This window comes from Variovorax sp. Root318D1 (assembly GCF_001424835.1).
GTDB lineage: Bacteria > Pseudomonadota > Gammaproteobacteria > Burkholderiales > Burkholderiaceae_C > Variovorax.
In genome coordinates this window covers 444286-458783 of sequence record NZ_LMCQ01000012.1, presented here as the reverse complement: position 1 = coordinate 458783, position 14498 = coordinate 444286, and the positions used below count along the sequence as shown (strand labels likewise).

Sequence of the window (14498 nt, the reverse complement as noted above, 5' to 3'; positions counted from 1 at the left end):
GCACCGCCCGCCTGCTCCGACTTATCGGCATGATCTTTTCCCGCATCTTTCACCTGGCTACGTTTCTTGTAGCAACCGCCGCAGCCTGCATGCCGGCTGCGGCCCAACTGTCATCCAAGCCGGGTGCCGTCGTCACTACCCCTCACGTGCGCGCCGAACTGGTCGCGCACGCGCCGGAAGGCGTGATGCCGGGCGCACCGGTCTGGGTCGGGTTGCAGATCGCCCACCAGCCCGAGTGGCACACCTATTGGAAGAACGCCGGCGATTCCGGCCTGCCCACCGAACTGAACTGGACGCTGCCGCCGGGCGTTGCGGCCGGCGAGATCGCGTGGCCGGTGCCCAAGAAAATTCCCGTCGGCACGCTGGCCAACTACGGCTACGAGGGCACGGTGCTGTTGCCGGTGCCGCTCGAGGTGTCGAGCAATTTCAAGCCGCCGCTGGCCCTGGGCGCGGGGGCTTCGTCGATGGACATCCGGCTCAAGGCCACGTGGCTGGTGTGCCGCAAGGAATGCATCCCCGAGGAAGGCGAGTTCACCCTCGCGCTGCCGCTGCAGGGCTCCACGGCGCTGCACAAGGCCGATTTCGACGCGGCCCAGGCGGCCCAGCCGCAACCGCTCGCCAAGGCGGGCGCCGTCGAGGTCGATGGCAACAAGCTGCAAGTGCGCCTCGAAGGCCTGCCTGCCGCCGCACAGGGCAAGACGCTGGGTTTCTTCCCCGAGACGCCCGAGCTGATCCGCACGGCCGCGGAGTCGGGCAAGGACTGGACACAGAGCTGGCAGGGCAGCACCTGGACCGCCACGCTGCCGCTGGCCGACCAGCGCAGCGCCAGCCCAACCACCCTGCCGCTGGTGGTGGCGCTGGCCGAGCCCGACCGGCAGCCGGGCCAGCCGGTGGCCTGGCGCTCCGAGGCGCCGGTCAGCGGCACCTGGCCGGCGGCCGCCGCGCCGCGCGCCGAAGTGTCGCCTGCACTGCAGGCTGCGCTGGCCGCCAATGCAGCGGCAAACTCGGCCGCCTCGGGCTCCCCCACCGCGCTGCCACCGCAGCCTGCGGGCACCTTCGCCGTCGCGTTGCTGGGCGCCCTGCTCGGCGGCCTGCTGCTCAACCTCATGCCCTGCGTGTTCCCGATCCTGGCCATCAAGGTGCTGGGCTTCGCACGGCAGGCCGGCAACCGCAGCGCGCACCGCACGGCGGGGCTGGCCTACACCGCGGGCGTGATGCTCTCGTTTCTCGCTCTGGGCGGCGCCATGCTGGCGCTGCGTGCGGCGGGCGCCCAGCTCGGCTGGGGCTTCCAGCTGCAATCGCCGGCCGTGGTGGCGGCGCTGGCGGCGCTGTTCACGCTGATGGGCCTCAACCTCGTGGGCGTGTTCGAGTTTGGCCGCGCGGCGCCGTCTTCGCTGTGCTCGGCGCAGGCCAGGCACCCGATCGCGAACGACTTTCTCTCGGGCGTACTGGCGGTGGTGATCGCATCGCCCTGCACCGCCCCGTTCATGGGCGCCTCGCTCGGCTTTGCGATCGGGCTCCCGGCGACGCAGGCCCTGCTGCTGTTCGCCGCTTTAGGCCTGGGGCTGGCACTGCCCTACCTGGTGGCCGGCTTCGTTCCGGCCGTTGCGCGGCTCTTGCCCAAGCCTGGTCCCTGGATGGGCACGCTGCGCCGGCTGCTGGCTTTTCCCATGTTCGCTACGGTGGCCTGGCTGGTCTGGGTGCTGGGCCAGCAAAGCGGGATCGACGGTGCCGGCACGCTGCTCGCGCTGCTGGTGTGCATGGCCGCCATCGTGTGGGCGCTGACGCTGCGCGGCCGCACACGGCTGGTCATTGCCACGGTGCTGGTCGCCTTCACTGCGGTGCTCACCGCCGCCATCGGCCGCAACGTGCTGCAGACGGTGGAACCCGCCAAGCTTGCATCCAATACCAGCCAACGCTGGCAGCCCTGGTCTGCCGCGCGCGTGACCGAGCTCACGGGCGCGGGGCAGCCGGTGTTCATCGACTTCACGGCCGCGTGGTGCGTGACTTGCCAATACAACAAGAAGGCCACGCTCGCGGATGCCGACGTACTGGCCGATTTCGACAGCAAGAAGGTCGCGATGCTGCGGGCCGACTGGACGCGCCGCGATCCTGCCATCACGGCGGCGCTGACTTCGCTTGGACGCAGCGGGGTCCCGCTGTACGTGCTGCAGGTACCCGGCAAGCCGCCGATCGTGTTGACCGAAATTCTTGGCAAGAACGAGGTGCGCGCGGCGCTGGCCTCACTTTGACCCCGGTGTGACATGGGTTGTCACACGCACATGAGCAAAGCGCTCTAAGCTGTCGCCGTTGTTCGTTTTTATTTTGGAGTTCTAGCTGGCCATGTCAGTTTCGCCATCTTCCGACTCGCGTTCCATCCGCGCCGCGCGCCAGGCCCGCGCCGCGCTCAGCCGCGCCTCGCGCCGCGCCGTCGTGGCCGCCGCCGTGGCCCTGGGAGCCACCTTCCTGATGGGCAACCACGCCTTCGCCGCCCCCGCCGTGGGTCAGCAGGCGCCCGACTTCGTTGCCGTGGACACCAGCGGGGCCAAGCACAAGCTGTCCGATTTCGCCGGCAAGTTCGTGGTGCTCGAGTGGACCAACCCGGGCTGCCCCTTCGTGCGCAAGCACTACAACAGCGGCAACATGCCCGCCACGCAGAAGGCCGCCACGGCCAAGGGCGTGGTCTGGCTGTCGGTCAATTCCACCGAGCGCGCGGCCAGCGACTACCTGCAGCCCGCCGCGCTCGACGCATGGATGAAGTCGCAAAAGGCGTCGCCCACCGCGGTGCTGATGGACGAAGACGGTGTGATCGGCCAGGCCTACGGCGCACGCACCACGCCGCACATCTTCATCATCGACCCCAAGGGCATGCTGGTGTACGCGGGCGCCATCGACAGCATCGCGTCGGCCCGGCCCGACGACATCAAGACAGCGACCAACTATGTGAGCCAGGCTCTGGGCGAAGCCGTAGGGGGCAAGCCGATCTCGGCGGCCTCGACGCGGCCCTATGGTTGCTCGGTGAAATACAAGAGCTGAAGAAGTCGCGAGTGACAGCTACCTGACTCGCGCGGTCAGGCAGCGGTCGGGAACCCCGGCCTACCCTTGGTGCATTACATCGCCCAAGGGGACAACGAGATGAATTCTGCGCACTCCAGCGCGCAACCGGGCACGGCCGCCCGCGCCTCTGCTTCAAGCACCGGCTCCTCCTCGAAATTGGCCACCGTCCTGCGCGTGACGGGCGGCAATTTCATGGAGATGTTCGACTTCTTCCTGTTCGGCTTCTACGCCACGCAGATCTCGAAGGCCTTCTTCCCGGCGGGCGACGAATTCGCCTCGCTGATGCTGACCTTCATGACCTTTGGCGCGGGCTTCCTGATGCGGCCATTGGGCGCAATCTTTCTCGGCGCATACGTCGACCGCGTGGGCCGCCGCAAGGGCCTGATCGTCACGCTCGCGCTGATGGCGCTCGGAACGCTGCTGATTGCCTGCGTACCGGCCTACGCCACCATCGGCTTCGCCGCGCCGCTGCTGGTGCTGATCGGGCGGCTGCTGCAAGGCTTCTCGGCCGGCGTGGAACTGGGCGGCGTTTCGGTCTACCTGTCGGAAATGGCCACGCCGGGGCGCAAGGGCTTTTATGTGAGCTGGCAATCGGCCAGCCAGCAGGTAGCGATCGTCGTGGCGGCGGCGCTCGGCTATTGGCTCAACGTGACCTTCACCTCGCAGGAGATCGGCGACTTCTACTGGCGCATTCCTTTCTTCGTCGGCTGCCTGATCGTGCCGGTGCTCTTCATCATTCGCCGTTCGCTTCAGGAAACCGAGGAGTTCATGGCGCGCAAGCACCGGCCGGACGCACGCGAGATCTTCCAGTCGATGGTGGCCAACTGGGGCCTCGTGGTGGCGGGAATGATGCTGGTGTCGATGACCACCGTGTCGTTCTACCTGATCACGGTCTACACGCCCACCTTTGGCAAGTCGGTGCTGCACCTGAGCACGACCGACGCGCTGATCGTCACGCTGTGCGTGGCGGTCTCCAACTTTTTCTGGCTGCCGGTGATGGGCTCGCTGTCCGACCGCGTGGGCCGCAAGCCGCTGTTGATTATTTTCACGGTGCTGACCATCTTCACCGCGTACCCGTCGCTCAAATGGCTGGTGGGCGCGCCGAGCTTCGGGCGCATGCTCGAGGTCGAGCTGTGGCTGTCGTTCCTCTATGCCAGCTACAACGGCGCGATGGTGGTGGCGCTCACCGAGGTAATGCCGGTCAACGTGCGCACGGCGGGCTTCTCGCTGGCCTACAGCCTCGCAACGGCGCTGTTCGGCGGCTTCACGCCGGCCATTGCGACCGGGCTGATCGAGATGACCGGCGACAAGGGCGCGCCGGGCCTGTGGATGACGGCTGCCGCCGTTTGCGGGCTCGTCGCCACGCTGATGCTCTACCGGCGCAACGTGAGCCCAGCCGATTCGCGGCGCGTGCCGGTGGTCTGAGTTTCGTTGGTTCAAGTGCCTTGTTCGGGGTGCGCTCCCGCCGACGGGGTACCTTTCTCCGCGAATGTCCCCCGCCCTTCGGGCTCCTCCTTTATTTCGCTGCGCAAGGCACCCCGCCAGCGGGAGCGTTGCAAAGGGCAGTCGTTGATCAGCGGTACACCAGCAGCGTGCCCCAGTGCACAGGGCGCCGGGTGCTCCCCGCAGCGAAATAAAGGAGGAGCCGAAGGCGGGGGACATTCGCGGAGGGGAGTACCAGCGCCCTGAAACAAGAGCGCAGAACAGCAGCACTCGAAAAGAAAGCACAGTCCCCCTGCGACAATCGGGACATGCCTTTCGCCCCTTTGCAAAACGACACTTTCCTGCGAGCCTGCTGGCGCCAGGCCACGGATCACACGCCCGTTTGGCTCATGCGCCAGGCCGGACGCTACCTGCCCGAATACGTGGCCACGCGTGCCAAGGCCGGCAGCTTCATGGGGCTGGCGACCAACGTCGACTACGCGACCGAAGTCACGCTGCAGCCGCTCGCGCGCTATCCGCTGGACGCGGCAATCCTGTTTTCCGACATCCTCACCGTGCCTGACGCCATGGGCCTGGGCCTGTCCTTCGAGGCCGGCGAAGGCCCGCGCTTTGCGCGGCCGGTGCAGGGCGAAGCAGCCGTTGCGGCACTCGAGGTGCCCGACATGGCCAAGCTGCGCTACGTATTCGACGCCGTGGCGTCGATCCGCAAGGCGCTGGACGGCCGGGTGCCGCTCATCGGCTTCTCGGGCAGCCCCTGGACGCTCGCCTGCTACATGGTCGAAGGCGCGGGCTCCAGCGACTACCGGCTCGTGAAGAGCATGCTCTACAGCCGCCCCGACCTGATGCACCGGCTGCTCGCAGTCAATGCCGATTCGGTGGCCACCTACCTCAATGCGCAGATCGACGCCGGCGCGCAGGCCGTGATGGTGTTCGACAGCTGGGGCGGCGTTCTGGCTGACGGCGCGTTCCAGGAATTCAGCCTTGCCTACACGGCCCGCGTGCTGGCCGGCCTCAAGCGCAACGGCGCCGACGGCCAGCCCGTGCCGCGCATCGTGTTCACCAAGGGCGGTGGCCTGTGGCTCGAGGCCATGCGCGCGCTCGACTGCGAAGTGCTCGGCGTCGACTGGACCGTGAACCTCGCGGCCGCGCGCCGTCTGGTCGGCGAAGGCACCGATGAGAAGGCCAAGGCCCTGCAGGGCAACATCGATCCCAACGTGCTGTTCGCCCCGCCCGCACAGATCGATGCCGAAGTGGCCAAGGTGCTGAATGCTTTTGGCAAACCGCACACCGACCCCAGCGAGCCGGGGCCAACCCACATCTTCAATCTGGGACACGGCATCAGCCAGTTCACGCCGCCGGATCACGTGGCGGCGCTGGTGGAGGCGGTGGACGCCCAATCACGCGCCCTGCGCCGCTGAGACTTGTAACTTCCGCGCCGGGCGGCCCAGAACGGGCGCAGCCGTTGAAAATCAATTCGCAGCGGTTTGTCAAGCCTAAAAAGGGTGTAGGAGGCCAGACTTATGCACAAAAGACGTGCTGCAGTGCGCAAGATCATCTGAAGCACCGCCTGCTTTGCTCACAAACTAGTAGCAGCCGTAAGTTGTTGATTTATATAGCAATTGACTTTTGCTTTTTTTGAGGGCAACCCAGTCAGGCGCTTGATTTACAAGGCTTGGCGGGCCGTCGGGCCGCGTTGTCAACAAAGTTATCCACAGAAACTCTGGATGGCCGCCAAAGCACTGGAAAATCAACAACTTAAGTGATTTTGCTCAAATTTGCATTAACAATGCTTGCCAACGAGGACGTCCATTCCAATCCCCAGCCTTGACCTCCCGACGGAGGCAGCGCCGCCCGTTGCATCGGTTTGGCGGCTCGATATTGCCGTGCAGACGCCGGCGCACGCGGCCCTCGGTGACCTGTTGAGCTACGCCAGTGCGATGCCGCTCACGCCCGGCACCCTGGTGCGGGTGCCATTGGGACGGCGCGAGGTGCTGGGGGTGGTCTGGAACGACGCGGCCCCGCTCGACGGCGCCGAGCCCGACATGGCCCTGAAGCCCGTCGGCGCCGCGCTCGATGCACTGGCCCCGCTTGGCGACGCCTGGCGTGACCTGGTCGCCTTTGCCGCGCGCTACTACCAGCGCTCCATCGGCGAAATTGCCTTGGCCGCCCTGCCGCCGCAACTGCGCGACCTCACGACCACGCAACTGGCGCGCCGGCTCAAACGCAAGGCGACGACCGGGCCGGTGGCCGATACCGCCGAAGCCGCAAACCCGATCGGGCTGAGCCCCGAGCAGACGGCCGCGCTGGCCCGCATCGAAGCCGAGTCCGGCACCTTTTTGCTGGTCGGCAGCACCGGCAGCGGCAAGACCGAGGTCTACCTGCGCTGCGTGGCCGACCTGCTCGCCCGCGATGCCGCCGCGCAGGCGCTGGTGATGGTGCCCGAGATCAACCTGACGCCGCAGCTCGAAGCACGCTTCAAGGCGCGCTTTGGCGACGAGGCGGTGGTGTCGCTGCACAGCGGCATGACCAACCCGCAGCGGCTCGCGAGCTGGCTCGCGGCGCACGGCGGGGCCGCTCGCATCGTGCTGGGCACGCGCATGGCGGTGTTCGCGTCCATACCAGGGCTCAAGCTCATCGTGGTCGACGAGGAGCACGACCCCAGCTACAAGCAGCAAGAAGGCGCACGCTACTCGGCGCGCGACCTTGCCGTGTGGCGCGGCCAGCGCGAAGGCGCAAAAGTCATCCTCGGCTCGGCCACGCCCTCCCTCGAAAGCTGGCACCAGAGCCGCTCCGCCGAAGGCGAAGACCCGGGCGGACGCTATGTGCGGCTGGCCATGCCATCGCGTATTGGCGCTGGCGAACTGCCCGCGGTGCGGCTGGTGGACATGAACCTGCAGCCGCCGAAGACCGTGCTCTCCAGCGCGCTGCTGGACGCCATCGGCCAGCGGATTGCGCGCGGCGAGCAGAGCATGGTGTTCCTCAACCGGCGCGGGTACGCGCCCGTGCTGGCCTGCGCGGATTGCGGCTGGAAGAGCGAATGTCCGCATTGCAGCGCCTATCGCGTGTTCCACAAGATCGACCGCACCCTCCGCTGCCACCACTGCGGCTTTACCGAGCGTGTGCCGCGCGCCTGTCCGTCCTGCGGCAACCCCGACATCGCACCCGTGGGCCGCGGCACCGAGCGGCTCGAGGAGCACCTGGCCGAACTGTTCGCAGCGGTCAAGCGGCCGGACGGCAGTGCGGTGCGCATCGCGCGCATCGACGCCGACAGCACCAAGAAGCAGGGCGCGCTCGAATCGCAGCTTGCGGCCGTGCATTCCGGCGAGGTCGACGTGCTGGTCGGCACGCAGATGATCGCCAAGGGACACGACTTCCGGCGCATCACGCTGGTGGCTGCTGTGAACCCCGACGGCGCGCTTTTTTCCAGCGACTTTCGCGCGCCCGAGCGGCTGTTCAGCCTGCTGATGCAATCGGCCGGCCGGGCCGGCCGCGATGCCGCGTATCTGGCGGCGCAGGGCGCCACGGCCGAGATGTGGATCCAGACGCACCATGCGCAGCATCCCCTCTTTGCCGCGCTGCGCAGGCACGACTACACCGCTTTCGCGCGGCAGCAGTTGGAGGAGCGCGCCGCGGCTGGCATGCCGCCGTTCGCGTTTCAGGCGCTGCTGCGGGCCGATGCGCGCACGCAGGAGGCCGCACAGGCTTTCCTGAATGCGGCGAGTTCGGCCGCCGATGCGCTGGAAGGTGCTGACCGCGTGGTGCGCTACCCGGCGGTGCCGCTCGCCATCCAGCGCGTGGCGAATGTGGAACGAGCCCAGATGCTGATCGAGAGCCCTTCGCGCGCCGCGCTGCAGCGCCTGCTGGCCGGTTGGCAGCCGCTCTTGCATGCGTTGCGGCGTACGCCCGAAGGCAAGGGCGTGATCCGTTGGCTCGTCGACGTCGATCCGCACAGCATCTGAGCCGTGCGCACCGCGCGGTCAGTGGTGCAGGCCTGCAGGCTCCTTGCTCACGTCGATATAGCGCAGTTCGGTACTGCGGCGCCGCGCAATGCTGCCGGGCCATGCAAACACCATGAGGCTCAGGGCGCCGAGCGCCAGCGAAGTCCCGGTGCCGAGCTCCCCGGCGTGCCAGAACCAGCTCACGCCAGCAATCCATGCCAGCCACAACAGGACACGAACAAGTATTGTCATCGTGCTACCCATTCATACTTTGATTTGCAAACACTCTAGCAGGCGCAATGAAAACACAAGTATTCATCTGAAGTAATAACGGTAATACCAGTAGGTATGTCTTACGGCCGGTCGCAAAGCCGGAAATATTCTGAAAAAGAGGTTGACCGAGCCCCGGCTGGCTGCGCAAGCTGTCGCTGTGCGAAGCCCGTTCCGGCTCCGCGCATCAGCAAGCACGCTGGTTTGCAGGGGTTGTCGTGAAACTGCCTTTACTTCTCGGTCCGGCTCTTTTGTTCGCATGCCTCGCATGCCCGGCGGCCGAACTCGAACTGCAGGGCAGCCGGCTGGTGGTGTCCGGCATGCTGGATGGCAGCGCCATCAAGACCTTCACGCAGTACCTCGCCAAGGGCACCGTGCGCACCGTGGTGTTCGAGGATTCGTTCGGCGGCACCGCCGACGCGGCCGGCGCCTATGCCGACGCGATCCGGTCGAGCGGCGTGGACACTGAGGTCCGCGGCCAGTGCATGGCCGCATGCGCCTATGCCTTTCTGGCCGGCAAGACACACCGCTTCGGCTACGGCCTGCAGGTGAACGGCGTGCTGCTGCCAGTGGCGACCAGGCCTTCGGCTACCGACCTGGCGTCGCGCTGGCGCGGCGACGAAGCCCACAAGACGCTGGCGGATTTCACGCCCATCGCGGCGGCGGCACCGGCCAAGGAGCTGGAGGCCAGCGCCGGGTCGGCAAAGGACAACTGGCAGCCCGACCATGGCGTGCTGTTCACGGCCAGCCCCACGCTGTTCGGACTCATCTACAACGCGTTTTATTGCGACGGCAGCCAGGGCCGCGATTTTTCCAAGTGCGAGCGCCTGCCCGACGCCGACCCCTTCAAGCTTGGCGTGCTGACACCCTGATGCCTGAGGCCGGGGCGCCCCGGTTCAGCGCAGCAGCCCCACCGCCAGCGGGAAACTGAAGAAGGTTGCGACCGTCGTCCACAGGATGATGCGCGCGATGCGGCCGTTGTCGGCCCCGAAGCGTTCGGCCAGCATCGACACGTTGCTGGCGCTTGGCAGCGCCGCCACCAGCACGATCACCATCAGCGCCGACGACGAAAGCGGCAGGCCGAGCGCGATGGCGCCCTGCCCCAGGGCCCAGACCAGCACGGGATGCGCGAGCAGCTTGACCAGCACCACCGGCAGTACGTCGGCCAGCGGCGCCTTGGGCGGAACGGCCGACCGGGTGCCCATGGCCGCCGCCACCGCCGCGCTGGCCCCGTGCTCACGCGCAAGCAGGGCCGAGCGCGCCAGCACCGCGCCGATGGTGAAGAGCGCCACCGGCGAAGCCGCATCGGCCAGCATGGCAATGGTGCGCTCCACCGGCCCCGGCAGGCGCCAGCGCGCGGCCGACAGCAGCACGCCCAGCAGAATCGACCACGGCATGGGATTGACCAGCACGCCGCGCAGGGCCTGGCGCGCCGCCTGCCTAGGGCCGTGCTGCGCAGCGCCGCTGTCGACTCCGTCGAGGCGCGACAGCGCAATGCACAGCGAAGAGGTCACTATCAGGTCGAAGGCTATGGTGATGATGATCGGCCCCGCGGCCTGCGCACCGAGCAGCGCCACCAGCAGCGGCACGCCCATGAAGCCGGTGTTCGGGAAGGCTGCCACCAGCGCGCCGAAGGCGGCGTCGTTCCAGCCGATGCGTGCATTGCGGGTGAAGACGACCACGCCAGCCACCACCGCCAGGGCGCCCAAGCCCCAGACAAGCGCAACGCTCCCGTCGAGCAGTTGCCCGATCGGCGTGCCGGCGCCAAATCGCAACAACATGCAAGGCAGCGCGAAGTACAGAACGAAGGTGTTGAGACCCGGAATCGCATCGAGCGGCAGGACGCGGGCGCGCGCGGCGCCGTAGCCGGCCGCGATCAATGCGAAGAAAGGAAAAGTTACGAGAAATACAGGCAGCACGGGGCTATTGTCGTTGCGTCCCGCATCGTGAACTCGTGCGGCCTTTCCAGATACATGCGCCCCGTATCATTGCGCGCTTTGCGTCCGCCGTTCCCCTGCGGGCCCTTCCGTCCCCACTCTCCATGTCCTCCGGTCTCAACTTCGCACAGCAAGAAGCGGTCAATTACCTGCACGGGCCCTGCCTCGTGCTGGCGGGCGCGGGATCGGGCAAGACGCGCGTCATCACGCACAAGATCGGCCGGCTCATCCAGGCCGGACTCGAACCCAAGCGCATTGCGGCCATTACCTTTACCAACAAGGCCGCCAGCGAAATGCGCGAACGCGCCAAGGACCTGATCGGGCGCGACGCGAAGCACGTGGTGATCTGCACCTTTCACGCGCTGGGCGTGCGCATGATGCGGGAAGACGGCGCGGTGCTGGGCCTGAAGCCCGCCTTCAGCATCCTGGACAGCGACGACGTCACCAAGATCCTGAAGGACGCTGGCGGCACGACCGACACGGCAACCGCGCGCATCTGGCAGTGGACCATCAGCAAATGGAAGAACATGGGCCTCAATGCCGCAGACGCCGAAGCGGCCGCGGCGGACGACAACGAGCGCATCACCGCGCGCATCATGGCGCGCTACGAAGAGCGGCTCACCGCCTACCAGAGCGTCGACTTCGACGATCTCATCGGCATGCCCCTCAAGCTGTTGCGCGACTTCGACGAGGTGCGCGCCAAGTGGCAGGCCGCGCTGGGCCACATCCTGGTGGACGAATACCAGGACACCAACGCCACCCAGTATGAAGTACTGAAGGCGCTGACCGGCGAGCGCGGGCGGTTCACCGCGGTGGGCGACGACGACCAGTCGATCTACGGCTGGCGCGGCGCCACGCTGGACAACCTGCGCAAGCTGCCGGTCGACTTCCCGAGCCTGAAGGTCATCAAGCTGGAGCAGAACTACCGGTCGACCAGCGCGATTCTTCGTGCGGCCAACAACGTGATCGGCCCCAACCCCAAGCTGTTTCCGAAGACGCTGTTCTCCGAACTGGGCGAAGGCGAGCCGGTGCGTATCGTCGATGCCGACTCCGAGGCGCACGAGGCCGAACGCGCGGTGGCGCGCATCGTCAGCCTTCGCGCGGGCGATGCCATCACGCAAGGCAAGCAGTACAAGGAGTTCCGCGACTTCGCTATTCTTTACCGCGCCAATCACCAGGCGCGCGTGTTCGAACAGGCATTGCGCAAGGCGCAGATCCCCTACAAGGTGTCGGGCGGCCAGAGCTTCTTCGACCGCGCCGAAATCAAGGACCTGTGCGGCTGGTTCCGCCTGTGGGTCAACAATGACGACGATCCGGCGTTCCTGCGCGCCATCACCACGCCCAAGCGCGGCATCGGCCACACCACGCTCGCGAGCCTCGGCACCTTTGCCAGCCAGTACAAGCTGAGCCTGTTCGAGGCGCTGTTCAGCCCGTCGCTGCCGAGCGTCATGCCCAAGCGCACGCTCGAGGGCATCCACGAGTTCGGCCGCTATATCAACGACCTGGAATACCGCGCGCGCCGCACCATGGGCGCCGAGGATTCGCGCACCTTCATGCTCGACTGGCTGAAGGAGATCGACTACGAGAAGCACCTGTACGACGGCGAGGACAGCGAGCAGGCCGCGGCCGCGCGCTGGACCAACGTGCTGGAGTTCGTCGACTGGATGTCGCAGCGCGCCGGCGGCGTGATCGACGACGCCTCGGGCGCCGACAACAACATCGAGAGCGAGCGCAAGAGCCTGCTCGAGGTGGCGCAGACCATCTCGCTGCTCTCGACCATCAGCGAGCGCGAGCAGGACCAGAACGTGGTGACGCTCTCCACGCTGCATGCCTCCAAGGGCCTCGAATGGCCGCACGTGATGCTGATCGGCGTGACCGAGGGCCTGCTGCCCTTCAAGCTCGAAGACGACAACGGCCGCCAGCTGAAGGTGAGCGACGAGACGCTGCAGCGGCTGCAGGAAGAGCGCCGCCTGATGTACGTGGGCATCACCCGCGCGCAGCGCAGCCTTGCGGTGAGCTGGACCAAGAAGCGCAAGCAGGGCCGCGAGATGGTGCCCTGCGTACCGAGCCGATTCATTGCCGAGATGGGCCTGGACAAGACCACCACGCGGGAAGATCCGCGCGAAAAACTCAAGGCACTGCGCGCTGAGTTCGCGCGCAAGGCCCAGGACAGCGCGGCGGCCGCAGCAGCCGCCGCCTCTGCACCATGAAAGCACCGCTCGCCCTTCTTTTCGTGGCGGCGCTCTGCACGGCCTGCGCCGGCCCCGGGGGCCGGAACGCGGCCAAGGCCGGATGCCCGACCACCGCGCAAGACCTGCCCGTCGAGGCACTCTATGGCGACTGGCAGGCGCGCTTCGACGGCCTGCCCAATGCGGCCCTGGTGCGGCTCGGCAAGCACCCGGACTACGCGGGCGTGCGCGGCACCATCACGCGCACGGCGGCCGCACCTTCGGCGCGCACCACCGTGGCCCAGCTCGCGGGCGACGTCGACGACGAGGGCGAGCTCGCCATCGACGAATCGCTCGACGGCCGGAGTATCAGCGGCGTGTGGTCGGGCTCCCTGCAGCCGGACTCGTGCGGCCGCGAGTTCAAGGGCACATGGCGCAACGCCGCCGACGACAGCACACATCCCTTCACGCTGAAAAAGACGGAACCCACACGAGATCAATGAACGCAATCCATCTACGCACCACGCTGGCCGCAGGCCTGCTGCTGGCTCCCGGCCTCTTTGCGGCGCCGGCGCAGGCACAGGCGGTCGACAGGCCGCGCAGCCCGCTGGCCGATGCCCAGCTGACCTGGCAGCAATGCGCCGCGCTCGGCAACAACAACGAAGCGCGCCTGGCCTGCTTCGACCGCTGGACGCAGCAGCAGACGCTGCCTTCGGTCTCGGTGCCGGTGGCACCGCCGGTGCTGGCCAGCACACAGCCGCCTCCGCCGGTGGACGCCTCCATTCCCGCCACCCGCGTGGTTTCGGTCGCCACCAGCGAAGGCTGCCGCGACCGGCAGTATTCGATCCTGTCGCGCTTCTGGGAGCTCGAGAACGGCACGGATTGCGGCGCCTTCGTGTTCCGCGGCTACCGCCCGCTGAACGTGTCGGCTTCGGCCGCCAGCAGCAAGCCCGAAACGCCCACGTCGCCCTCCAACGGCCACAACGGGTCCGACGTGGCCTACCAGGCCAACGAAATGCGCATCGGCCTTTCCGTGCGGACCAAGGTCGCTCAGGGCCTGCTCACGCAGAACGAGCCGGCCAAGAAGGACTCGCTGTGGTTCGCATACTCGCAGCAGTCGACCTGGCAGCTCTTCAACGGCTCGGTCTCGCGGCCGTTCCGCACCACCGACCACGAGCCGGAGCTGATGTATGTCTACCCGCTCGACTTCAACCTGCCCGGCGGCTGGCGCTGGCGCTATGCGGGCGTGGGCCTGGTGCACCAGTCGAATGGCCAGAGCCTGCCCCTGTCGCGCAGCTGGAACCGCGTCTACCTGATGGGCGGCGCCGAGCTCGACGATCGCTTCACCATTACCGGGCGCATCTGGCAGCGGCTGTCGGAAGACGCAGCGAAGGACGACAACCCGGACATCTCCAACTACATCGGCCGCGCGGAGATCACGGGCCGCTGGAACTTCAACCGCGACAACACGCTGGGCATCACGGTGCGCAACAACCTGCGCGACACCGGCCGCGGTTCGGTCCGGCTCGAATGGCTCAAGGCCATCGGCGACTCGACCGCGAGCAACTTGCGCTTCCACACGCAGCTGTTCCATGGCTACGGCGACACGCTGGTCGACTACAACCGCAAGCGCACGGTGCTCAGCATCGGCCTGAGCTTGGTGGACTTCTAGCCCGCGCGCGGGC

11 protein-coding genes are annotated in these 14498 nt (G+C 67.2%); 9 read left to right on the top strand and 2 right to left on the bottom strand.

All coding sequences use genetic code 11. From position 1 onward, the window contains the following. The first annotated feature begins 29 nt into the window (after window positions 1–29). The 5 genes from ASC78_RS12270 (at window position 30) to ASC78_RS12250 (ending at window position 8459) form a co-directional block, all read left to right on the top strand. Window positions 30–2252, top strand: coding sequence for a protein-disulfide reductase DsbD family protein (locus ASC78_RS12270; RefSeq protein WP_200934301.1), 2223 nt, complete (start codon window positions 30–32; stop codon window positions 2250–2252). A 91-nt stretch (window positions 2253–2343) separates the two neighbouring features. After that, complete coding sequence (locus tag ASC78_RS12265; protein WP_200934300.1) at window positions 2344–3036, top strand: thioredoxin family protein; 693 nt, start codon at window positions 2344–2346, stop codon at window positions 3034–3036. Window positions 3037–3135: 99 nt separating this feature from the next. Then, window positions 3136–4482 carry an MFS transporter gene (locus ASC78_RS12260; protein ID WP_055801289.1) on the top strand — a complete coding sequence of 449 codons (1347 nt, stop codon included), beginning with the start codon at window positions 3136–3138 and terminating at the stop codon, window positions 4480–4482. Between the two features lie 326 nt (window positions 4483–4808). Continuing rightward, complete coding sequence (hemE, locus tag ASC78_RS12255; RefSeq protein WP_055801286.1) at window positions 4809–5918, top strand: uroporphyrinogen decarboxylase; 1110 nt, start codon at window positions 4809–4811, stop codon at window positions 5916–5918. 465 nt (window positions 5919–6383) lie between these two features. Then, complete coding sequence (locus tag ASC78_RS12250; protein ID WP_055801284.1) at window positions 6384–8459, top strand: primosomal protein N'; 2076 nt, start codon at window positions 6384–6386, stop codon at window positions 8457–8459. Window positions 8460–8477: 18 nt separating this feature from the next. Here the strand turns inward: ASC78_RS12250 and ASC78_RS12245 are convergent, their stop codons facing one another. Next, the gene (locus tag ASC78_RS12245; protein WP_055801282.1) at window positions 8478–8690 is read right to left on the bottom strand and encodes a hypothetical protein; all 213 of its coding nucleotides are present in this window, start codon (window positions 8688–8690) and stop codon (window positions 8478–8480) included. Between the two features lie 236 nt (window positions 8691–8926). On the opposite strand from ASC78_RS12245, the gene ASC78_RS12240 reads away from it, so the two are divergent. After that, window positions 8927–9580: a hypothetical protein gene (locus tag ASC78_RS12240; RefSeq protein WP_235505070.1), complete on the top strand. Its 654-nt coding sequence runs from the start codon at window positions 8927–8929 to the stop codon at window positions 9578–9580. Window positions 9581–9604: 24 nt separating this feature from the next. Here ASC78_RS12240 and ASC78_RS12235 read toward each other — a convergent pair whose 3' ends face one another. Further along, window positions 9605–10627: an AEC family transporter gene (locus ASC78_RS12235; protein ID WP_055801279.1), complete on the bottom strand. Its 1023-nt coding sequence runs from the start codon at window positions 10625–10627 to the stop codon at window positions 9605–9607. A 122-nt stretch (window positions 10628–10749) separates the two neighbouring features. On the opposite strand from ASC78_RS12235, the gene ASC78_RS12230 reads away from it, so the two are divergent. Genes ASC78_RS12230 through ASC78_RS12220 form a run of 3 tightly spaced genes read left to right on the top strand, consistent with a single transcriptional unit; the run spans window position 10750 to window position 14485 of the window. Further along, window positions 10750–12855, top strand: coding sequence for an ATP-dependent helicase (locus ASC78_RS12230; RefSeq protein ID WP_055801274.1), 2106 nt, complete (start codon window positions 10750–10752; stop codon window positions 12853–12855). Continuing rightward, window positions 12852–13316 (top strand): hypothetical protein, encoded by a 465-nt coding sequence (locus tag ASC78_RS12225; protein WP_055801271.1) that lies wholly within the window; start codon window positions 12852–12854, stop codon window positions 13314–13316. Before ASC78_RS12230 ends, ASC78_RS12225 begins: the two co-directional genes overlap by 4 nt. Continuing rightward, window positions 13313–14485 (top strand): phospholipase A, encoded by a 1173-nt coding sequence (locus ASC78_RS12220; protein ID WP_055801268.1) that lies wholly within the window; start codon window positions 13313–13315, stop codon window positions 14483–14485. The genes ASC78_RS12225 and ASC78_RS12220 overlap by 4 nt, the downstream gene beginning before the upstream one ends. The last annotated feature ends 13 nt before the right edge of the window (window positions 14486–14498 follow it).

Excerpts from the sequence above, each read along its gene's own strand:
- ASC78_RS12220 (WP_055801268.1), top strand. The coding sequence starts at position 13,313 with ATGAACGCAATCCATCTACGCACCACGCTGGCCGCAGGCCTGCTGCTG.
- ASC78_RS12230 (WP_055801274.1), top strand. The coding sequence starts at position 10,750 with ATGTCCTCCGGTCTCAACTTCGCACAGCAAGAAGCGGTCAATTACCTG.
- ASC78_RS12260 (WP_055801289.1), top strand. The coding sequence starts at position 3,136 with ATGAATTCTGCGCACTCCAGCGCGCAACCGGGCACGGCCGCCCGCGCC.
- ASC78_RS12265 (WP_200934300.1), top strand. The coding sequence starts at position 2,344 with ATGTCAGTTTCGCCATCTTCCGACTCGCGTTCCATCCGCGCCGCGCGC.
- ASC78_RS12225 (WP_055801271.1), top strand. The coding sequence starts at position 12,852 with ATGAAAGCACCGCTCGCCCTTCTTTTCGTGGCGGCGCTCTGCACGGCC.
- ASC78_RS12245 (WP_055801282.1), bottom strand. The coding sequence starts at position 8,690 with ATGACAATACTTGTTCGTGTCCTGTTGTGGCTGGCATGGATTGCTGGC.
- hemE (WP_055801286.1), top strand. The coding sequence starts at position 4,809 with ATGCCTTTCGCCCCTTTGCAAAACGACACTTTCCTGCGAGCCTGCTGG.
- ASC78_RS12270 (WP_200934301.1), top strand. The coding sequence starts at position 30 with ATGATCTTTTCCCGCATCTTTCACCTGGCTACGTTTCTTGTAGCAACC.